The 19621-nt window shown below is 67.9% G+C and carries 20 protein-coding genes, 1 tRNA gene and 1 pseudogene; 10 read left to right on the top strand and 12 right to left on the bottom strand.

Features of this window, described 5'->3' with window-relative positions; genetic code table 11:
- The 3 genes from E1263_RS35030 to E1263_RS35040 form a co-directional block, all read right to left on the bottom strand.
- Window positions 1-477 (bottom strand): hypothetical protein (locus tag E1263_RS35030; RefSeq protein WP_202869207.1); only part of this gene is annotated, 477 nt, incomplete at its 3' end.
- Window positions 470-1099, bottom strand: coding sequence for a 2'-5' RNA ligase family protein (locus E1263_RS35035; protein WP_132175390.1), 630 nt, complete (start codon window positions 1097-1099; stop codon window positions 470-472). The genes E1263_RS35030 and E1263_RS35035, both read right to left, overlap by 8 nt.
- Before the next feature lie 13 nt (window positions 1100-1112).
- Complete coding sequence (locus E1263_RS35040) at window positions 1113-2375, bottom strand: NsdA family TPR-like regulatory protein (protein ID WP_238161837.1); 1263 nt, start codon at window positions 2373-2375, stop codon at window positions 1113-1115.
- Window positions 2376-2711: 336 nt separating this feature from the next.
- On the opposite strand from E1263_RS35040, the gene E1263_RS35045 reads away from it, so the two are divergent.
- Complete coding sequence (locus tag E1263_RS35045; RefSeq protein ID WP_132175394.1) at window positions 2712-3218, top strand: hypothetical protein; 507 nt, start codon at window positions 2712-2714, stop codon at window positions 3216-3218.
- On the opposite strand, the gene E1263_RS35050 is transcribed toward E1263_RS35045, so the two are convergent.
- From E1263_RS35050 to E1263_RS35060, 3 genes are all read right to left on the bottom strand, one after another.
- A complete protein-coding gene (locus tag E1263_RS35050; protein ID WP_132175396.1) occupies window positions 3215-3787 on the bottom strand; it encodes a histidine phosphatase family protein in 573 nt (190 codons plus the stop codon). The two genes, E1263_RS35045 and E1263_RS35050, sit on opposite strands and share 4 nt — an antisense overlap.
- Window positions 3787-4824, bottom strand: a complete 1038-nt coding sequence (locus E1263_RS35055) for an adenosine deaminase (RefSeq protein WP_132175398.1) — start codon at window positions 4822-4824, stop codon at window positions 3787-3789. Before E1263_RS35055 ends, E1263_RS35050 begins: the two co-directional genes overlap by 1 nt.
- A 64-nt stretch (window positions 4825-4888) precedes the next feature.
- Entirely contained in the window at window positions 4889-6085 is a 1197-nt protein-coding gene (locus tag E1263_RS35060) for a pyridoxal phosphate-dependent aminotransferase (protein WP_132175400.1), read from the bottom strand.
- 302 nt (window positions 6086-6387) lie between these two features.
- Here E1263_RS35060 and E1263_RS35065 point away from each other — a divergent pair.
- From E1263_RS35065 to rplA, 5 genes are all read left to right on the top strand, one after another.
- Window positions 6388-6460: transfer RNA gene (locus tag E1263_RS35065), tRNA-Trp, on the top strand.
- Between the two features lie 55 nt (window positions 6461-6515).
- Window positions 6516-6758 carry a preprotein translocase subunit SecE gene (secE, locus tag E1263_RS35070; protein WP_132175403.1) on the top strand — a complete coding sequence of 81 codons (243 nt, stop codon included), beginning with the start codon at window positions 6516-6518 and terminating at the stop codon, window positions 6756-6758.
- A gap of 367 nt (window positions 6759-7125) precedes the next feature.
- Window positions 7126-7989: a transcription termination/antitermination protein NusG gene (gene nusG, locus E1263_RS35075; RefSeq protein ID WP_420323403.1), complete on the top strand. Its 864-nt coding sequence runs from the start codon at window positions 7126-7128 to the stop codon at window positions 7987-7989.
- Between the two features lie 12 nt (window positions 7990-8001).
- Window positions 8002-8436, top strand: a complete 435-nt coding sequence (gene rplK, locus E1263_RS35080; protein ID WP_132175407.1) for a 50S ribosomal protein L11 — start codon at window positions 8002-8004, stop codon at window positions 8434-8436.
- Window positions 8437-8521: 85 nt separating this feature from the next.
- The gene (rplA, locus tag E1263_RS35085; RefSeq protein WP_132175409.1) at window positions 8522-9244 is read left to right on the top strand and encodes a 50S ribosomal protein L1; all 723 of its coding nucleotides are present in this window, start codon (window positions 8522-8524) and stop codon (window positions 9242-9244) included.
- 94 nt (window positions 9245-9338) lie between these two features.
- Here rplA and E1263_RS35090 read toward each other — a convergent pair whose 3' ends face one another.
- The 3 genes and pseudogenes from E1263_RS35090 to E1263_RS44430 form a co-directional block, all read right to left on the bottom strand.
- Window positions 9339-10373 (bottom strand): alpha-hydroxy acid oxidase, encoded by a 1035-nt coding sequence (locus E1263_RS35090; RefSeq protein ID WP_132175411.1) that lies wholly within the window; start codon window positions 10371-10373, stop codon window positions 9339-9341.
- 504 nt (window positions 10374-10877) lie between these two features.
- The gene (locus E1263_RS35095) at window positions 10878-11084 is read right to left on the bottom strand and encodes a hypothetical protein (RefSeq protein WP_132175413.1); all 207 of its coding nucleotides are present in this window, start codon (window positions 11082-11084) and stop codon (window positions 10878-10880) included.
- A gap of 866 nt (window positions 11085-11950) precedes the next feature.
- Window positions 11951-12040, bottom strand: a pseudogene (locus E1263_RS44430) (DUF3516 domain-containing protein); the annotation flags it as partial.
- A gap of 647 nt (window positions 12041-12687) precedes the next feature.
- Between E1263_RS44430 and srmL the strand changes: the two are divergent.
- Complete coding sequence (srmL, locus tag E1263_RS35105) at window positions 12688-13806, top strand: PheS-related mystery ligase SrmL (RefSeq protein ID WP_132175415.1); 1119 nt, start codon at window positions 12688-12690, stop codon at window positions 13804-13806.
- 6 nt (window positions 13807-13812) lie between these two features.
- On the opposite strand, the gene E1263_RS35110 is transcribed toward srmL, so the two are convergent.
- Window positions 13813-14334 (bottom strand): hypothetical protein, encoded by a 522-nt coding sequence (locus tag E1263_RS35110; RefSeq protein WP_132175417.1) that lies wholly within the window; start codon window positions 14332-14334, stop codon window positions 13813-13815.
- 166 nt (window positions 14335-14500) lie between these two features.
- On the opposite strand from E1263_RS35110, the gene E1263_RS43405 reads away from it, so the two are divergent.
- The 3 genes from E1263_RS43405 to E1263_RS35125 all read left to right on the top strand — a co-directional run bounded on the left by E1263_RS43405 (window position 14501) and on the right by E1263_RS35125 (window position 17233).
- Complete coding sequence (locus E1263_RS43405) at window positions 14501-15778, top strand: sensor histidine kinase (RefSeq protein ID WP_202869208.1); 1278 nt, start codon at window positions 14501-14503, stop codon at window positions 15776-15778.
- A 112-nt stretch (window positions 15779-15890) separates the two neighbouring features.
- On the top strand, window positions 15891-16535 hold the full coding sequence (locus E1263_RS35120; protein ID WP_132175426.1) for a response regulator transcription factor: 645 nt from the start codon (window positions 15891-15893) through the stop codon (window positions 16533-16535).
- Window positions 16535-17233: a DUF4097 family beta strand repeat-containing protein gene (locus E1263_RS35125; protein ID WP_132175420.1), complete on the top strand. Its 699-nt coding sequence runs from the start codon at window positions 16535-16537 to the stop codon at window positions 17231-17233. The genes E1263_RS35120 and E1263_RS35125 overlap by 1 nt, the downstream gene beginning before the upstream one ends.
- Here E1263_RS35125 and E1263_RS35130 read toward each other — a convergent pair.
- A complete protein-coding gene (locus E1263_RS35130) occupies window positions 17226-17861 on the bottom strand; it encodes a bifunctional 4-hydroxy-2-oxoglutarate aldolase/2-dehydro-3-deoxy-phosphogluconate aldolase (RefSeq protein ID WP_132175422.1) in 636 nt (211 codons plus the stop codon). The two genes, E1263_RS35125 and E1263_RS35130, sit on opposite strands and share 8 nt — an antisense overlap.
- Before the next feature lie 12 nt (window positions 17862-17873).
- The gene (locus tag E1263_RS35135; protein ID WP_132175424.1) at window positions 17874-19463 is read right to left on the bottom strand and encodes an N-acyl-D-amino-acid deacylase family protein; all 1590 of its coding nucleotides are present in this window, start codon (window positions 19461-19463) and stop codon (window positions 17874-17876) included.
- Window positions 19464-19621: the final 158 nt, after the last annotated feature.

Consider the following 19621-nt stretch of genomic DNA (forward strand, 5'->3'; position numbering starts at 1 on the left):
GAGGTAGGGGACATCCGTGGCGGGTTCGGCGAGGACCAGGTTGCCGGTGGGAGCTGGGATCAGATCCCAGGCGGTGGCGGCGGTTTGGGCGTCTGGGGTGTAGATGGTGGGGGCATCGTTGGTTGGGGCTGCGGTCCAGAAGGCGGCTGCGTGGGTGCCGGTGAGCGCGTACCTCAGGGGGCTGGTCGCGATGCGGTCGAGCAGGTCTTCGGGGGCTTGCCAGCGGGAGAGCTGGCTGGGGGTTGGCTCGGTGGCCCAGCGGGTCACTAGAAGAGCCCAGTCCGGTACGGCGATGATGCCGCCGCGGCGGCGTTCCACGAGCGACTGTGCTTGCAGGTCGTCGACTATGCGGCGTACGTCGGGGCCGGGGGCTTGGCTCAGGTCGACCAGGTCGTGGGTGGTCCAGATGGAGCGGTAGTCCACGAGGGCGCGGACCACGCGGGCTGGGCTTTCGCCGGCCAGTTGCAGGTCAGACATGGGCGGGCCGGCCGAGCGGGAGGGCGACGTACGGCGTCCATTGGTAGCAGAGCTGGTCGCGGTTCAGGTCGATCAAGCTGACCTCGTTGATGTAGAGCTGGGTGGTCTTCTCGCCGAACTCGGCAACGCGATCGCGCAGCGGTGCTGCCGGAGCGGTGCGGTTCCAGTAGCCGAGCGAGATGTGCGGGTTGAGGTCTGGCAGCGCGGGGAGCGAGTCTTCGCCCCAGACCTCGTTGACCGCATCGCGCAGTGTCGTTCGGAGTTCGCGGAGGTCGCCGACGGGATGGACCGGGAGTTGCAGACTCTCGGTGTCGACGACTGCCGGTCCAACAGTCACGCCGAAGGGCGCCACTGAGGTGAGCCGGCAGCGGGTGGCAGCGACGATGTCCTCCAGCTCAGCCGGGCTGAGCTTGTCGGCGAAACCGACGCCCTGCAGTGTCAGGTGTAGCCACTGGCGCGGGACCGGCGTCAGCTCGGGCATCGAGGCCAGCAAGGGCTCATAGCTGCTGCGCAGAGTGGCGAGCGCTGCTGCGTAGCGGAAGGTGATGTGCCAGGTATAGAAGGAGCGACCCTGTCGCCAACCCGGCCGCCAGTACCAGTGATCTCGGACCTCGTCTGTCATCGGACTGCTCCTCTCACGGGAGTGGTGTGGGGGCCTGGAGGGCCGGTTGGCGAGCAGGGAGATCGGGGCGATACGCGAAGTCGCGCAGCCGCTCCCGGAGCACGCGGGCTTGTGAGACCCGTGCGTACGGCGTCAATAGCGCGGCCGTCTCGCCGGTGCGATGGATCAGGGGCCGGACGCGGTACTCCAGCGGAGTCATCAGCACTGGCTCCAGCGCCGCACTGGCGCCGTCCAGCTCACCCAGGAGCAGGTGGGCCTTCGCCTGCTGCAGCCGGACCATGCGCTCTGAACCGACGTTCCGGAGCGCATGCGATGCCGCCTCGAACAGCGCGACGCTCTGGTCGGCATGGGTCAGGGTGTGCTGCGCCTCGTTCAGAGCCAGGTGCGCATCGGACCAGATGCCGGCCGCGCGTTCCGGCGTACAGAGGAAGGGGCCTCCGGGCTCCGAGAGCGACGGCTCGGCCGACACCCGTTTCGCTGCGTCGAGCGCCAGCCGGGCCTGGTCCTCGTGTCCGGCCCGGGCCAGATCCACAGCGGCCGCAGCGGACAGGAACAGTGCGGACGAACCGGAGGCGTACCGCAAGCCGTCCTGTGCGTAGCCGGCCGCGCGGGCGAAGTCGTCTTGCCAGAACGCGGCGGTGTGCTGGGTGGCTCGCACCCATGCACGCAGCTCGTCGTGGTCGGCCGCTTCGGCGCAGGCCCAGGCCGTCCGGGCGTGGCTCTCGGCGATGTCCGGCCTACCGAGGTCGGTGGAGATCCAGGCGAGCAAGGTGATCGCCCAGCCGCCGGCTGTGTAGAGCTCACGCGCCTGCTTGGGCGGCTGCCGGCCCGCCAGCAGGTGGAAGGCGCGGTCACGGACTGCCCGGCTGCGATCGAACAGCGGCTTGGTGGGAGCGCGCAGGTAGTTCTGCGCGATCCGCTCGATATCGGCGTTGAGTTGCTCGACAGTGAGGTCGCCCAGGTTGGACTCCTCGGCGAACGTCAGCAGCGCGGCGGATTCGTCACCTGCGCTGTTGACCTCGTCGGCCATGCCGAGTGTCGAGGGCAGCGTCAGCTCCGGCTCGTTCACCACCATCCCGGGCGGTGGGCTGAAGCCGAGCTCGCTGTCCGACACGACGTCGAGGATGTACCGCAGACCGGACCGGTACGCGGCACCAGGCCAGCGGACGGCGCCGCGTTCGAGCTTTGCGATGTAGTGGCCGTCGAGTTCGTACCTGACCTCGGTCGTTTCCCAGAGCCAGGCACAGACGCACTCGGCGAGCTCGACACGGGACATGTGTTCGCCGGGTGCGCGCCGGGAAGGAGTGTGTTCTCTTGCGCTGCGCAACAAGTCATTGGCGGCTGGCATGGCGGTAACTGTAGGTGTGCGAAAACCCTGTGTGACGACGGAAAGCGCAGCTGCGGGCTATCTGCCCCACGATGCCCCGGAATGCCCCAGGATGCCCCGGTTTTCATCGATGGAAATGCGGTCCTGGCCGTAAAACAGCACGTTCTGTCGCGATCTCGCCGATGTGCGGGGCAGCGGTGGTGGTTGCTGAGCGTGGAGTGCGGGGCATCCCGGGGCAGATAGGGGCTTCCCTTCCTGAGTTGGTGGCCCCACTAGGCTCCTGGAGTGGCCGAAGAAGCTGTGACGACGTTGCTTGCCGGGCTGGGGCGGTTCGACCGGGGCGAGGAAGGCTTTGCCTTGCTGGAAGTCTTTCTGGAGGTGGCGCTGCCGCGATTGGGTCCGGTGGTGCTGGACCCGGCCGGACTGCGGTTGCCGGACGGGATGACGGACGACCGGGCGCTGGTTCAGGGGCTGATCGCGGAGATCGACGCGGAGCCGCCGGTGAAAGGGCTGTTCCGGTCGACCGAGCGCGAGTACGACATGGCGGATCCGCAGGCGCGGTGGGACTACGTGCGGCTCGCCCACTGCTCGGTCCTGGCGACGGTCTGGGGCGAGGGCCGCCGTACGACGTATTTCGAGGTGTCGGATCACACGAGCGCGACCTACTGGTTGCCGGAGAGTCTGAAGGTGGCGTTCTTCGACGCGATCCAGGCCAAGGGCTGGGCAGTACCCGTAGACTGGCTGACAGCGGTCAGCAAGCTCCCCAAGCCCTGGTGGCGGCGCGGCGTCTAGCCGGGACTTCCCAAGCGCTCGATCTGCCCGTCCCCAACCACGCGGAACACCACGTCCGAAGGGTGACCTCGCCGCATCGCCTCGTCCACCTCAAGCCCAGCCAAGCGCCGTACCAGCAAGCGTCCGACCATCTCGTGCGAAACGATCAGTGCGCCCTGTACGTCGATGCTCGCCAGCACCTGCGCGATCCGCACGTCGGCATCCGCGTAGCTCTCGCCGCCGGGAAACGGGTATGTGTACTTCGACAAGGCGCGCGCTGCGCGTTCATCGGGCCAGCCGGCATCGATCTCCGCCGAGGTGAGGCCGGACCAATCACCATGGTCGAGCTCTGCGAGATCCGGCAGCACCTGGGTGGGGAGACCGAGGAGATCGCCGATGATGTCCGCGGTGCGGTGTGCGCGGCCGAGCGGGCTGCTGTAGATCGCGGTGATGGCCTCGGTCCGGAGCAACTCGGCATTGCGCTGGGCCTGTTCAACGCCCAGTGCTGTCAGCGGTGAGTCCAGGCGGCCCTGGCGGCGGCCGGCTTGGTTCCACTCGGTCTGGCCGTGACGGGCCAGATAGGTGGGCATCAGTACGACGAGACGGTGGCCGGGGTCTTGAGCCAGTTGTCGATGTCGGCGATGAGCGACTTCTGGACGTCCGGGGGAGCGGTTGCGGCGAGGATGGAGGAGCGGGCCAGGTCGGCGAGCTCTTCGTCGGTGAAGGAATGCACCGTACGGGCGGTCTCGTACTGCTCGGCCAAGCGAGAGCCGAAGAGCAGCGGGTCGTCGGCGCCGAGGGCAATGCGGGCGCCGGCCTCGTAGAGGCGACGCAGTGGGACGTCCTCAGGGTGGCGGTAGACGCCCAGGGAGACGTTGGATGCGGGACAGACCTCCAGAGCCACCTGGGCGTCCACAACGCGCTTCAGGAGCTCTGGGTCCTCTACTGAGCGGACGCCATGGCCGATGCGACCGGCGCCTAGCTCGTCCAGGCAGGTGCGGACGGTGGCGGGGCCGCAGAGCTCACCGCCGTGCGGGGCGGCCAGCAGACCGGCGTTGCGAGCGATCCGGAAGGCCGGTGCGAACTCTGACGTCGTGCCGCGGCGTTCGTCGTTCGACAGTCCGAAGCCGACCACACCGCGGCCCACGTACTGCGCTGCTAGCCGGGCGAGGATGCGGGCGTCCAGCGGGTGCCGCGTGCGGTTGGCGGCGATGATCACCTGGACTGCGATGCCAGTGGACGCTGCTGCGTCGCGGGCGGCATCCAGCACCAGGTCTGTGAACTCGGTGATGCCATGGAAGCGCCCTGCATACCCGGACGGGTCGACCTGGATCTCCAGCCAGCGGGACCCGTCAGCGCGGTCGTCCTCGGCCGCCTCCCGGACCAGACGCCGTACGTCGTCCTCTGTGCGCAGCACCGAACGCGCGATGTCGTAGAGCCGCTGGAAGCGGAACCAGCCGCGCTCGTCGGCAGCGGACAGGTCTGGCGGCCACTCGGTGCGCAGTGCGTCAGGCAGCCGGACCCCGTGTTTGTCCGCGAGCTCGACCAGCGTCAGATGCCGCATCGAGCCGGAGAAGTGGAGATGCAGATGCGCCTTCGGCAGCACCCGCAGGTCACGCTGCGTCATTACCGAAGGTTACAGAGTCCCTACCCGACCGGTGAAATCCGGGCGGGCAGGAACCCCGGGCGAATCAGCGGCTCAGCAGCTTGGTGATCCGGCCGATGCCTTCGGCCAGGTCCTCGTCGCTGAGCGCATACGACAACCGCAGGTATCCCGGCGCCCCGAAAGCCTCACCCGGTACGACGGCCACCTCGGCCTCGTCCAGGATGATCTCGGCCAGCTCGGCGGAGGTGGTCGCCGTACGGCCGTGGATCTCCTTGCCGAGCAGGCCCTTCACTGACGGGTAGGCGTAGAACGCGCCGGTCGGGGTCGGGCACTCGACACCGGGGATCTCGTTCAGCAGCCGCACCATGGCCTTGCGTCGCCGGTCGAAGGCGAGCTTCATCTCCTCGACCGCGCTCAGATCGTTGGTCAGAGCAGCGATAGCGGCTCGCTGAGCGATGTTGCCGACATTCGAGGTCTGGTGCGACTGGAGGTTGGTGGCGGCCTTGATGACGTCCTTCGGCCCGATCATCCAGCCGACCCGCCAACCCGTCATCGCATACGTCTTGGCCACCCCGTTCAGTACGACGGTCTGGTCGGCCAACTCAGGTACGACAACCGGAATCGACGTCGACTGCACGCCGTCGTACGTGAGGTGTTCGTAGATCTCGTCGGTGATCACCCAGATGTCGTGCTCGAGAGCCCAGCGGCCGATGGCTTCGATCGACTCGCGGCTGTCGACCGCACCGGTCGGGTTGGACGGTGAGCAGAACAGCAGCGCCTTGGTCTTCTCGGTCCGCGCCGCCTCCAACTGATCGACGGTCACCAGATAGTCCTGCGACTCGTCGGCCAGCACCTCCACCGGCACGCCCCCGGCCAGCAGGATCGCCTCCGGGTACGTCGTCCAGTACGGCGCCGGTAGCAGCACCTCGTCGCCTGGATCCAGCAGCGTCGCGAAGGTGTTGTAGACCGCGTGCTTCCCGCCGTTGGTGACCAGGACCTGAGCGGCCTCGATCTCGTACCCGGAGTCGCGCTTGGTCTTCTCGACGATCGCCTGCTTCAGCTCCGGCAGGCCGCCGGCCGGGCTGTAGCGGTGGTTCTTCGGATCCCGGGCCGCCTCGACCGCGGCCTCGACGATGTAGGCCGGCGTCGGGAAGTCCGGCTCACCTGCACCGAAGCCGATCACGGGCCGTCCGGCAGCCTTCAGGGCCTTGGCCTTGCTGTCGACCGCGAGGGTTGCCGATTCACTGATGGCGCCGATCCGCGCCGAGATCCGGGAGCTCATCCGGCCATCCTGGCAGCCCGGCGCCGGGCTGCCCGCGGAAATATCGGGACCCGGACCGGTGTGATTCGGGGAACGCAGAGGGGGTGCGGTCCGTTGTGTCCGAGTGCAGGCTGTATGGTTCTGGTCGCGGTACGGCGCCTGGTTCGGGGGCTGTGCGGAATGACGGGCAGGGGAGAACGACGCCGACAGGCCGAGTTCGACCAGGTGGCTCCGAAGCCGTACACTCTTCTAGTCCGGGCGTTGATGGCCCTGACTCGGCATGCCCGAGTTCAGGTCCTGTGCAGCGTCCTGATGGATTGCAGAGGGCACTAGCTCAACTGGCAGAGCATCGGTCTCCAAAACCGAAGGTTGGGGGTTCAAGTCCCTCGTGCCCTGCAAATCCTGACCGGCGCAGGGCCGGTCAGGCCGCCGCTAGCGAAAGAGGTAGGTCGTGACGGAGACGCGCACCCCGGCACCGTCCGGCGCCGGTAAGCCTGCGGAAGGCAAGCAAGGCCGAGGCCTGCTTCGTTTCTACCGCCAGGTGGTAGCCGAGCTCCGCAAGGTCGTCTGGCCCACTCGCAAGCAGCTGTCCACCTACTTCGTGGTGGTGCTGACCTTCGTGGTGTTCGTCATCGCGATCGTCTCGGTCCTCGACCTCGCCTTCGGCTGGGCAGTACTCAAGATCTTCGGCTGAGGCCGACACCGCCCACGCAAGGCCGGGGAGCCGGGCCGTACGGCCCGCCCCCGATGCCAGATCCAGAACCGATCCACAGATGACGGAGTACGACGTGTCAGAGCGCGACGACGAGGTCCTTGAGCTCAAGGACGAGTTCGACGTATCCGACTCCGACGACGACCTCGACTTCGACGAGGCAGCGGTCGTCGTCGAGGACGACGACGACCTGTTCGCCGATGACGACGACGATCCCTTCGCGGGCATCGACGACGAGGACTCCGACGACGAGACCGACGAGGTCGTCGTCGAGGTGCCGGAGTACGCCGCCGACAACGAGGCCGAGGACGGCCCCGCCGAGACCGACGACTCCGACGACGAGCCGGTCGTGGTGGTTGCCGCGGCGGACGAGTCCGAGGACGCCGAGGTCGTGACGCAGACCGATGTCGACGACGCCGCCGAGGAGCTGGCCGACGAGACCGCGGAGGTCGCGCTCGACGACAGCACCGAGGCCGAGCCGGCCGTCGACGCGGTGGTCTTCTCCAGCGCCGATGACGACGACGCCGACTCCGACGCCCTGGCGGTGGCCGCAGCTGCGGTGGCCGACGAGGACGAGGAGCCCGCCGAAGCGGGCGACCCGCTGGAGGAGCTGCGCAGCCGGCTCCGCTCGCAGTTCGGCGACTGGTACGTCGTACACACGTATTCAGGGATGGAGAACCGGGTCAAGGGCAACCTTGAGAACCGGATCAACTCCCTGAACATGGAGGACTTCATCTTCGAGATCGTCGTGCCGACCGAAGAGGTCGCCGAGATCAAGAACGGTCAGCGCAAGATGGTCAAGCGGACCGTCCTGCCTGGTTATGTCCTGGTCCGGATGGACTTGACCGACGAGTCCTGGTCGACCGTGCGGCACACGCCGTCGGTGACCGGTTTCGTCGGGAACAGCCAGAAGCCGGTCCCGCTCAGCCTCGAAGAGGTCGAGAAGATGCTCGCTCCGGCCGTCGTTGCGGCGGCCGAGGCGGCGGCAGCCGAAGCAGGCTCCGCACCCGCCAAGACGGCGGCCAAGAAGAAGGTCGAGGTGGCCGACTTCGGGGTCGGCGACTCGGTCATGGTGGTGGATGGGCCGTTCGCGACCCTGCACGCCACGATCACGGAGATCAATGCCGACGCACAGCGGATCAAGGCGCTGGTGGAGATCTTCGGCCGGGAGACCCCGGTGGAACTCAGCTTCAACCAGATCCAGAAAGTCTAAGGACCCGACAGAATGCCTCCCAAGAGCAAGAAGATCGCTGCCCTGGTCAAGGTGCAGCTCCAGGCCGGCGCAGCGACGCCCGCCCCGCCGGTTGGTACGGCGCTCGGCCCGCACGGTGTCAACATCATGGAGTTCTGCAAGGCGTACAACGCCCAGACAGAGTCCATGCGTGGCAACGTGGTCCCGGTCGAGATCACCATCTACGAAGACCGCTCCTTCACGTTCGTCACCAAGACGCCCCCGGCGCCCGAGATGATCAAGAAGGCCGCCGGTATCCAGAAGGGTTCGGCAGTCCCGCAGAAGGACAAGGTCGGCAAGATCACCAAGGACCAGGTCCGCGAGATCGCCACCACCAAGATGCCGGACCTGAACGCCCGCGACATCGACGCCGCGATGAAGATCATCGAAGGCACCGCTCGTTCGATGGGCGTCACGGTCGACAACTGATCCTCGCAACTGAGGATCTTCAGTACGAGTAGTTGTGGCAGGGCGTAGCGCCGCCCGGAGACCACACCCCAGAGAGGAAACAGCAATGGCACTGCGCAGCAAGTCTTACCGCGCAATCGCGGACAAGATCGACTTCGATCACCTGTACACCCCGCTCGAGGCGGTCCGGCTGGCCAAGGAGGCCGGTGCGGGCAAGAAGCTGAACTCGACGGTGGATGTCGCGATGCGCCTCGGGGTCGACCCCCGTAAGGCCGACCAGATGGTGCGTGGCACCGTCCTCCTTCCGCACGGTACCGGCAAGACGGCTCGGGTCCTCGTCTTCGCCACCGGTGACAAGGCGGAGGCCGCGAGGGCCGCCGGCGCCGACTTCGTCGGTGACGACGACCTGATCAAGAAGGTGACCGACGGCTGGCTCGACTTCGACGCCGTCGTCGCGACCCCGGACCTGATGGGCAAGGTCGGCCGCCTCGGTCGCGTCCTCGGCCCGCGTGGTCTGATGCCGAACCCGAAGACCGGCACCGTCACCCCCGATGTCACCAAGGCTGTCAACGACATCAAGGGCGGCAAGATCGAGTTCCGGGTCGACCGGCACGCGAACCTGCACTTCATCATCGGCAAGGCGTCGTTCGACGAGGCCCAGCTGGTGGAGAACTACAGCGCCGCGCTCGACGAGATCCTGCGGCTGAAGCCGGCCAGCTCGAAGGGCCGCTACATCCGCAAGACCGTGGTCTCGACCACCATGGGCCCCGGTGTCCCGGTGGACCCGAGCCTGTTCCGCAACCTCCTCGAAGAGAACGCGGACGCCTGATTCTCAGGTAGCTCCAACAGCAAGGCAAAGCCCCGGGGGTCTCACCGGGGCTTTGCTTATTTTTATGGGTTTTTTGGGTATGGCGTCGCTCGGATCAGGCCCGTACGACGAGGTCTGGCGTGAGGTCCGCCGGGCGCGGAACGCCGACCAGTTGCAGGGTGTGTTCGAGCTCCTCGGCCAGGTCGGTGAGCATCCTGGTGACGCCGGCCTGTCCGTCCACGGCGAGTGCCCAGAGCGCCGGGCGACCGACGAACACCGCCTTGGCGCCTAGCGCCAACGCAGCCAGGACGTGCTCACCACGGCGGATACCACCGTCGACGTACAGTTCGGTGCTGCTGCCGGCCAGTGCCTCGGCGACCTCGGGAAGGGCCTGGGCCGTGGGGATCGAGCCGTCGAGCTGGCGGCCGCCGTGGTTGGAGACGATGATGCCGGCGGCACCGGCGTCGGAGATGCGCTTGGCGTCGTCGCCGCGCAGGACGCCCTTGACGACGACCGGGAGTCCGGTTCGCTCGGCCAGCCAGCCGATCACGTCGGGGGTCAGGTCGTCGGCCTTGTCGAGGTCGGCGTCGGTCCAGTCGCCCTCGGGCACGTTGATCCGAAGCTGACCTGGCTGGACGTACGACCAGACCACCGGGCCGTCGTCCTCCTTGCGGCCGACCACCGGAGTGTCGACGGTGAGCACGATCGCCTTGGCGCCACCAGCGACTGCCGCGTCCAGCATCTGCTCGGTGATGCTGCGGTTCCGCACGATGTAGATCTGCAGCCACCACGGGACCCCGGTCGCGCCGAGGTCGGCAAACCGCGTCCCGGCGTTACTGGAGACACCCAGCAACGAGCCGGCTTCGCGGACGCCGTTCGCCATCGCGATCTCACCGTCGGGATCTGCCAGCCGCTGCAGGGTCGACGGTGCCACCAGCACCGGGCTGTCCACCGGCGTACCGAGCACAGTGGTACTCAGATCCATCGCCGACACATCCTGCAGCACCCGCGGCCGAAACCGGTACGCCGACCACGCCGCCACCGCCTCCCCGACGCTGATCCCTCCCGCCGATCCTTGCCGGTAGTACCGATGCACGGCCTCCGGCAACTTCTCTGCGGCGGTCCCCTCCAACGCATCAATCCATCGCATGCCGCCCATCGTCGCATCCGCTCTTCTCGAACAACACCCACCTTTTTGCTCGCCGGCGCTGCAACCCCGGCGGCACCGTCCGAAGCACAGGACGTATACGTCCACTGGCCCAACTGGCCCAACTGGCCCAACTGGCGCCTGAGTCGCTGGCCGAAGCTGGACCGTCCCCGATCCGGTCGCGCGCGACAGGAGCCTTGAGCACCCACCAGTCACCTGCCGCCCCCCGAAATGCCTGAACCGTGCTCAAGGCCGCGAGCCCGCCCCACTTTGAGCACCCATCAGTCATTTTCCGGCCGGATCCGTGACTGGCCCGTGCTCAAAGTCGTGCTGGGGCTCGCGCGCAGGCCGAATACCGGCGGGGACGGGGAGCGCTACCCACCCGAATCGGCAGGTAGCACTCCCCAAACTCCCGCATCCACCGCAGCCCCGGCCCCGCCGCAGTCAGCGCAGCGATCGGTTGACGTCCCCAACTCCAGGGCTGTCTTGTTGCTCGGAGGACCAGGGCTACTGGGCGATGAGGCGGATCAGGGCGGTGACTACGATGCCGCCGACAGCGAGCAGCATGGGGACCTTCGCCAGGCAAAGTCCGTCGGCGGCGCCGACGCCGAGCAGCTTGGTCCAGTCGAGGGCTTGCCAGTGTTCGCCCCCTAGCTCAGTGACGATCAGGCCGGCCAGCAGGACGGGCGCGGTGAGGGCGGTCAGTCTGAGCACCGGGGGTGGGAGCTTGCGGCGAGCGACTGCAGGTTGTCGTCGCCAGGTCGTTCACCGCATGGGGGCCGATCGCTCCGGGCAGGCCCAGAGGGACTACATGCAGTCCTTCGTGCCGCCGTCCTCCGTGTGCGCCCTGTTCGTGTCGATGCGATCGCGTCCGCGGTGATCGAGCGACACGAGCGACGCGAGCGACGCGAGCGACTGCAGGTGTCGTCGTCGCGAGGCCGTTCATGAGGCGGAGGTCGATCGCGCTGGGCAGGTTGAGAAGGAGTACGTGCAGTCGCTCGTGCTGGTCGTCCTCCGTCTGCGGCATGTTCGTGTCGATGCGTCCATGTCGGCGGATCCGGGGCGGCACGAGCGGCTGCAGGTTGTTGTCGCCCGGGGCGTTCACGAGGCGGAGGGCGATCGCGCCGGGCAAGTTGAGAGGGAGTACGTGCAGTCCTTCGTGCCGGCCGCTCTCAGGCCCCGAAGGGAACCAGCGCCTGTGCCCGCAGCGGTGGCCTGCGGTCAGCGTGGTCCTTGTCCCGTTGGATGCACACGGTGGTTGGTACGCGGGGGTGGAGCGAGCGCCGGGCTGGGGGCTGAAGAGGGGAGTGCTGACAACGGTTCAGCTGGATGCGATCACCTCGGCGGAGATCCGGGCGACACGAACAACTGCAGGTTGTTGCCGCCAGGTGATTCACCACGCGGAGGTCGATCGCTCCAGGCAGGCTCAGAGGGACTACGTGCAGTCCTTCGTGCTGGCGGCTCTCAGCCTGCGGCATCCCGGAGTAGCCAGTTCCACGTCCGGTCAACGCTCGGCCCGGCGAAGTGCGCGAGCGCCTCGTTGCTGTCGTCGGAGGGCGCAGCCCTGTTCTGTTGACAGCCTCGCCCCAGGTGACAAACCCCTCCGGCGGCTTCTTGCGCTGGACGCGACGCTGCTTCTTCGGGTCGTCACCGGCCTTCGCGAGCAGCCGCACGTTCTGTCGGTGATGAGTGCCGGCACAGCCGTCGGCGGAATGAATGCGCAGGCCGGGACGAATGCGCCGGGGTGGATGCGCAGGCCGGGACGAATGCGCCGGGGTGGATGGGTAGGCCGGGGTGGTCGAGAGTGCCTGCCGCGGTTCGGTTCGAGCGAGCATCGGCCTCTAGGCCCGTCTACGGGGTGCGGCTCCAAATCGCTGAACCCCCGTTGGCCCGGAGAAACGGGCATGAGCGAGGCGGCGCTCAGGGTGCTAGCTAGCGAGCGTGCGCTTGGCCGCGGCAGTGCGGAGGGTGGTGCAGGGGTGCGCAGCATGACGACGCTGATCACGACGGCTGCCGGACGGCGCTAGTCGAGGCCATCGCTTCGCCGCAGTAGCGCGGAGGCTGGTGCGGGGGTGGGGAATCCGTGCTCCTGCGGAGGTTGAGGCACGGGTGCGGCTGATCGGTGGTGGAAAGGCGGGCACGGTTGGGGTTATCCGCCTAGGATGGCGGTATGACGCAGTACGGGCGGCGATTTCTTCGCCCCGGCCGGCACAACGGTGCCGACGGGGTGAGCTGCTGCTGCGCTCTCTCCTGAGGTGACCGTGGCTGGTCGGGGTGTGCAGACCCCCGTCGAGACCGTCACCTTTGGAGATACCTCATGTCTGTCCTCACTCTTGAGGAACTGCACTCTGCCCTGTCCCTGCGCGATCTGACCGATCCGGCACAGGGCCCGCATGCCGTTCAGCTGGTCGTCGACTCGATCCGCACGGCGCTGGGCGCGGCTTGGCCCTATACGGCGGTCTGGACCCGGCGCGACCACCCTGTTGTCAGCCTGGCCGACAACTACGACAACCTCGGCTACGCCGCCGGTGCGGTGACTCGGGAAGCTCGCTACACGCGCTACGCCTCGGAGGCCGAGGTCCTGCGTAGTCATACCTCGGCGATGATTCCGCCGGCGCTGCGGGAGTTGGCCGACTCCGACGCTTCTGACGTGCTGATGATCTGTGCCGGCATCTGCTACCGCAGGGACTCGGTCGACTGGCAGCACACCGGCACGCCGCATCAGCTCGACCTCTGGCGGATCAGCCGCAATGTCGTACTCGGAGAGCCCGAGCTGGACGACATGATTGCCAGGCTCGTCGACACGGTGCTGCCTGGGCAGACCTACCGGACGGTGCCGGCGGTCCACCCCTACACGATTCATGGACGGCAGATTGATGTTCTGCTGGGCGATCAGTGGATCGAGATCGGTGAATGTGGGGTGGCCGCGCCGGAGGTCCTGCGTAAGGCCGGTCTGGACGACAGCTGGACGGGTCTGGCGATGGGACCGGGATTGGACCGGCTCCTGATGCTGCGCAAGGGCATCCGCGACATTCGGCTGCTGCGGTCGGCGGATCCACGAGTGGCCGGCCAGATGCTCGACCTGTCGCCGTACCGATCGGTGTCGACGATGCCACCCGTTCGCCGCGACCTGTCGGTGGTGGTGAGCGCGGAGGCGGATGTCTCGCCGGAGGTGCTTGGCGACAAGGTGCGGGATGCGCTCGGCGCGGACGCGGATGCTGCCGAGTCGCTGGATGTGCTGGGAGAGACGACCTACGACGAACTGCCGCCGGCTGCGCGTGAGCGGTTGCAGATCACTCCTGGACAACGGAACCTCCTGGTGAGGCTGGTCCTCCGGCCGGTCGATCGAACGCTGACCGACGCGGAGGCCAACGAGCTGCGCGACAAGGTCTACCGAGCGCTGCATGAGGGTCCCGTCCTCGAGTTGATCGGCTAAGTAGCACTAGCGCCGTAGCTCGCGGGCGGCGACGACCCAGGCGCACACGGCCAGCGGGACCTCCAGCAGAAGGGCCATGGCCAGCGCGAGCGTGCGGTCGAATCCCGCCCCTGCTGTGCCGATGTCGAACCAGGCGTCGGCCAGCAGCAGCGTCCCGGCAGTCATCGCGGTGAGGACGGCGTATCTATTACGCGTATGCAGTAGATACGCCGTCAGGCCGGCGGCCACCGCGGTCGCGACGTCGAGACCGATCCAGGTCAGCCTCCAGTTGTCGGCCTGGTAGGTGGTCGGCAAGGTGGCCGCGAGGATCAGGCACCAGGGGAGCAGGACTGCGGCAACCCCGGCCGCGACCATCGCGGCCAGCCCACCGGGGGAGCGGCGCGGACGGATCCGGCCGTCGAGGCGGCCCTCGGTGATGTAGTCGTCGAGGGCCTCGGCGACGCGGTCGTCGATGGCGTCGCCGAGCTGCACGCTCAGCGGATGCCGGTGAGCCTGGGTCGGTAGAGCCTGCGGGAGTGTCGTCGTCATGCCTTCAAGAGTTCCGTGGTGGCGCCCGCCGCGCATTGAGGACAACCCACGAATCGGAGGTGGGGTTAACCCGAACTCGACTCGGGGGTTGTCCTCATATCGGTGCCCTCGGCCGCGACGTAAGTTGGGGGCCGTCAGCTCGGCACGGACATGGGAGGTGGTTCGGGTGACGACGATCGCGAGTCCGGTTCCCCGGCACCCGTGGCGGCTCTGGCGCTCGCCGTATCTGTGGCTGGCCACGGTTCATCTGCTCGCGGACAGCGTTGTGGTCCTCACCTCCGGGTTGCTCGCCTTGGGCGCGATCTGTATCGCCATCCTCGGGTGGCCGCTCGCCTTCCTCGGGGTGCCGCTGAGCCGCGGCGCAGCTCGGGCCGTCTATGCGCTGGCGGGGTGGGAGCGGGCCAGAGCCCGGATCACCCGCGGCCAGGAAGTGCTGCCGGTCAAACCGCCGGAACTGTCCGGCGATCGGGTGCTCGACGCCCGCCGGACAGTCACCGATCCGAATCTGTGGCGTCAATTCCTGTACTACGTCCTGTTGTTGCCGGCGGCAGCTTCCTGGCTGGTGCTGATCGTGATCGCCTGGTCGGTGCCGCCGGTGCTGATCACACTGCCGCTGTACTTCGCGCGGTTCGCCGCAGAGCGGTCCCAGTTGGGGCCGTTTGTGATCGACACCCTTGCCGAGGCCGTGACGGCCGCGGTGCTGGGCGCGCTCTTCCTGGTGTTCGTGTCACCGGTCCTGATGCGGACTGCGTCCACGCTGGATGGGCATCTCGCCCGGATCTACCTGGGCGGTGATGAGACCGGTGCGCTCACCGAGCGCGTCAGCCGACTGGTGACGAGCCGGCAACAGGTGGTCGACTCGGCCGAGGCGGAGCGGCGCCGGATGGAGCGCGATCTGCACGACGGTGCCCAGCAACGGCTGGTGTCGCTGGCGATGACTCTGGGCCGGGCGAAGAACCGGCTGGGGGAGAAGGATCCGGCGGTGCGGTCGTTGATCGAGGAGGCGCACTCCGAGGCGCTGCAGGCGATTGCGGAGCTCCGGGATCTCACCCGGGGTCTGCATCCGCCGATCCTGACCGACCGCGGGCTCGATGCGGCGATCTCGGCGGTTGCAGCGCGGTCGCCGGTGCCGGTCCGGGTTTCGGTCGACGTCGAGCCTCGTCCGTCGCTGACTGTTGAGTCCATCGCCTACTTCGTCGTCACCGAGGCCCTCACGAATGTTGCCAAACATGCTGCCGCCGCACGCGCCGAGGTCAGGATCACCCGAGTCGGTGACGTGCTTCGCGTCGAGGTGACGGATGACGGGCGGGGTGGCGCTCGCGCTGAGGACGGCAGCGGACTGCAAGGGTTGGCCGACCGGGTCGCGGGCGTCGACGGGCAGCTCAGCCTGGTTAGCCCCGTGGGCGGCCCGACAGTGCTCACTGCGGAGGTGCCGTGCGGATGACAAACCTCGTGCGGATGACGAACCTCGTGCGGATGACGAACCTCGTGCGGATAACAAACCTAGGGGGAAGGCGGGCCGTGCCCAGACTGAAGGTGGCGTGCCGATGAGCAGTCTGCGGGTGGTGATCGCTGAGGATTCGGTGCTGCTGCGCGAGGGAATCGTGCGGCTGCTGGAGGAGCAGGAGTGCACGGTTGTTGCGGCAGTCGGTGATGGCGACGAGCTGTTGAAGGCGGTCGCTCACCATCGACCAGACGTTTGTGTGGTTGATGTGCGGATGCCGCCGACGTTCACGGACGAAGGTTTGCGCGCTGCTCTGGTGTTGCGGGAGCAGTATCCCGAGACCGGAGTGCTGGTCCTCTCCCAGTACGTCGAGGAGCGATATGCGAGCGAGCTGATCGGCGGCAACCCGGGTGGGGTCGGCTACCTGCTGAAGGATCGGGTGGCGGATGTCGACCAGTTCCTCGAGGGACTGCGGCGAGTGGCCGACGGTGGAGCGGCGCTGGACCCGGAGGTGATCTCGCAGCTGCTCGTGCGGTCGCACAAGGCAGATCCGCTGGCCGCGTTGAGTCCGCGGGAGCAGCAGGTGCTGCGGGCGATGGCTGAGGGCAAGTCGAATGCCGGGATCGCGAAGGCGCTCGTGGTCGGCGAGGGCGCGGTGGAGAAGCACATCAGCAGCATCTTCAACAAGCTAAGGCTGTCGTCCGCCGATGGAGACCACCGGCGAGTTCTGGCCGTTCTACGGTTCCTGGGCAGCTGATGGCGATCACGACAGCACAGCGACGGATGCTGCTCATCGGCGTGATCCCGCTCCTGCTCCTGGTGGTCGGTGGTGCTCTGGTCACCGTCGCGACGATTCGCGGCAAGATCACGTTCGACTACTCGGCCACCTTCGCGGCCGGGCCGCAGGGGGTGCGGATCTTCTCCGCGGTTCCAACCCACGTGATCGGTGGTGCGAGCGATCAGGTCCGGGTGTCCGTCGATGGGACGTACGCAGCCCAGCAGCCGAAGGTCGACGTCACCACCGACCAGGGGGTGCTGGATATCCGGACCGTCTGCCCAGCTGCAGAGTGCGAAGTCGAGCTCACGGTTCAGGTCCCGGCCGCTGCCATGGTGCAGGCCAAGGCCGACGGCGCCTCGATCGACGTCTCCGACCTCACGGCGAAGGTGAAGATCGACGCCGACGGAGGGACCGCGACACTGAGCCGGATGCGCAGTCCGCAGGTGTCGCTCGACGTGCGGAAAGGTTCATCGTCGATGCAGTTCGACGAGCCGCCCGAGCAGGTGACGGCCACCGTCAGCGACGGTTCGCTCAGCGTCCGCCTGCCGCGGACGACGACCTACAACGTCGATGCCGTCGCGGCGCAGGGGTCCACGGACATCACCATGGACAGCGACCCGGCCGCGACGCATCGACTCTTTCTCCGGACCAGCTATGGCAGCATCTCGGTCAGCTGATCGCGGCCACGAAGGCCTTCGCCTTGGCCGTGATGCTCTGCCAATCGGCGGCTGCGACATCGGCGGGGGCGACCACGTCGGTGCCCGCACTGACCGCCAGCGCCCCGGCGTCCAGATAGTCCTTGGCGTTCCCGGCGTTGATGCCACCCGACGGAATCAGTGCGACCCCGGGGAAGGGACCGTTCAGATCCTTGAAGTACTTCGGCCCGAGCTGATGCGCCGGGAAGATCTTGACCGCGGCCGACCCCAGCGCGAGCGCCGTCATCACCTCGGAGGGCGTGAACGCGCCGAGCACCACGGGGATGCCGGCAGTCCGCGCGGCCTCGGCAATCGCGGCCGCCTCCAGGCCCTGGCCCGGCGTCACCAGGAACTGCGCGCCCGCATCGATCGCCTGCTGCGCCTGCTGACCGGTCTGCACAGTCCCGGCGCCAACCACAGCGCCGGTCTCGCCGGCCGTCGACGCCGCCCGCTCAAGATGGCGCGGCAGATCCGGGGTCGTGTAGGTCAGCTCCACGACGTGGATTCCGCCGGATACCAGCGCCGCGCAGAGATCCCGGGCGTCAGCGATCTCCGGAGCCCTGACAACAGTCAGGACGCGGTCGGCTCGGAGCAGATCCAGGGTGGTCATAGCGGGGTCCTCTCAGACATCAGTACGGCGGATGGCCCGGCCGGGAAGGTCATCGGTCCGCTGCCCGTCGTCGATGACGGGCACACCGTTGACGAAGACATAGGGGATGCCTTCGGCCTGCTGCCGGGGGTTGTCGAAGGTCGCGGTGTCGTGGACGGTCTCCGGATCGAAGAGCACCAGATCCGCGTGATAGCCGACCCGGACCAGTCCGCGGTCGGTGAGCCGCAGCCGACGGGCGGCCCGACCGGTCAGGTGGTGGATGCAGTCGGCCAGCTCCAGGACGCCGAGCTCGCGGACGTACCGGCCCAGGTAGCGCGGGAAGGTGCCCCACGAGCGCGGGTGCGGTTTGCCGCCGACCAGGATCGCGTCGGAGCCGCCGGTGTGGCTCGAGTGCTGCATGATCGTCCGCACGTTCTCCTCGTGCCCTACGTGCTGCAGGATCGAGGTGCCGAGGTCGTCCGCAATCAGCAGGTCGAAGAAGACATCGGTCGCCCGCCGGCCACGCTCGGCGGCGAGGTCGGAGACCGTCCGGCCGACGACGTCGCCAAGAGCGGGGTTGCGGACGCCGCCGATCTCGATCGTGTTCCACTCGATGACGCAGCCGTGACAGCCGTCCGAACCGACCTGCTCCATCTCGTGGGCGATCCGGGCCCGCGTCGCGGGATCCCGCAGCCGGTCCAGCTGGGCATCCGGGCCGCCCTCGGCGGTCCAGCTCGGCAGCGTCGCCGCCAGAGTAGTTGCCCCAGGCAAGTAAGGGTAAGTGTCGGTGGTGACGTCGAGACCGTCGCTGAGCGCCTTGTCGATCATGGCGATCAGGTCGGCGCCGCGACCTTGGTTGGGCGCGAAGTTCATCACCGCATGTGTCAGATGCAGCGGACAACCGGTCTGGCGGGCGACCTCGACCATCTCGGCGTAGGCATCCAGTGCACCCTGACCGTACGAACGCTGGTGCGGGGCGTAATAGCCGCCGTACTGCGCGACGACGCGGCACAGCTCGACGAGCTCCGAGGTGGTGGCGAACATGCCGGGCGTGTAGGTGAGCCCGCTGCTCATCCCGACCGCGCCGTCGCGCAGGGCCTGCGTGAGCAGCTCGATCATCTGCGCCAGCTCGGCTGGAGTGGCTGGGCGGTTCTCGGTGCCGACGACCATCATCCGCAGCGTGCCCTGCGGGACCAGGTACGCCGCATTGCATGCGATGCCCTGGTCGAGCCGATCGAGATACCCGGCCACGGTGGACCAGGAGAAGTCGAAGTCGGCCGGTTCGCCGTTCCAGCCGGCGATCTGGCGGCGGATCGCGGCCCGGGTCGGGTCGTCGATCGGCGCGAACGACAGACCGTCCTGACCGAGCACCTCCAGCGTGACGCCCTGGCTGACCTTCGCGGTGTGATCCGGCGTGGCCAGGATCTGCAGGTCGGAGTGCGCATGCATGTCGATGAAGCCGGGGGACAGCACCAGGCCGGTGGCGTCGATGCAGCGACGACCGGTCGGCAGATCGTTGCCGACGGCCACGATCCGCCCGCCGTCGACGGCGACGTCCGCGACGAACCCAGCGGAGCCGGTGCCATCAATGACGGTTGCCCCGGTGATCAGCAAGTCGGTCACGAGGCCATCCGTTCTGCGCTGACGACCTGCCGGTGCGGCGCCACAAGCGCGGCGGGCGCCGTGAGGCCGGGAGTCGTGGGCGCGGCGGGTGACATGGGCGCGGGAGCTGTGAGGGTGGCGGGTGCTGTTGGCGTGGCGATGAGCTGCTGGGTCGGGGC

The organism is Kribbella antibiotica (assembly GCF_004349055.1).
Taxonomy (GTDB): Bacteria; Actinomycetota; Actinomycetes; order Propionibacteriales; family Kribbellaceae; genus Kribbella; species Kribbella antibiotica.

Bases quoted from the DNA above. Each gene is read 5' to 3' on its own strand.
- E1263_RS35035 (WP_132175390.1), bottom strand. From the start codon at position 1,099: ATGACAGACGAGGTCCGAGATCACTGGTACTGGCGGCCGGGTTGGCGA.
- E1263_RS35040 (WP_238161837.1), bottom strand. From the start codon at position 2,375: ATGTCCCGTGTCGAGCTCGCCGAGTGCGTCTGTGCCTGGCTCTGGGAA.
- E1263_RS35050 (WP_132175396.1), bottom strand. From the start codon at position 3,787: ATGCCCACCTATCTGGCCCGTCACGGCCAGACCGAGTGGAACCAAGCC.
- E1263_RS35055 (WP_132175398.1), bottom strand. From the start codon at position 4,824: ATGACGCAGCGTGACCTGCGGGTGCTGCCGAAGGCGCATCTGCATCTC.
- E1263_RS35060 (WP_132175400.1), bottom strand. From the start codon at position 6,085: ATGAGCTCCCGGATCTCGGCGCGGATCGGCGCCATCAGTGAATCGGCA.
- rplK (WP_132175407.1), top strand. From the start codon at position 8,002: ATGCCTCCCAAGAGCAAGAAGATCGCTGCCCTGGTCAAGGTGCAGCTC.
- rplA (WP_132175409.1), top strand. From the start codon at position 8,522: ATGGCACTGCGCAGCAAGTCTTACCGCGCAATCGCGGACAAGATCGAC.
- E1263_RS35090 (WP_132175411.1), bottom strand. From the start codon at position 10,373: ATGCGATGGATTGATGCGTTGGAGGGGACCGCCGCAGAGAAGTTGCCG.
- srmL (WP_132175415.1), top strand. From the start codon at position 12,688: ATGTCTGTCCTCACTCTTGAGGAACTGCACTCTGCCCTGTCCCTGCGC.
- E1263_RS35110 (WP_132175417.1), bottom strand. From the start codon at position 14,334: ATGACGACGACACTCCCGCAGGCTCTACCGACCCAGGCTCACCGGCAT.
- E1263_RS35125 (WP_132175420.1), top strand. From the start codon at position 16,535: ATGGCGATCACGACAGCACAGCGACGGATGCTGCTCATCGGCGTGATC.
- E1263_RS35130 (WP_132175422.1), bottom strand. From the start codon at position 17,861: ATGACCACCCTGGATCTGCTCCGAGCCGACCGCGTCCTGACTGTTGTC.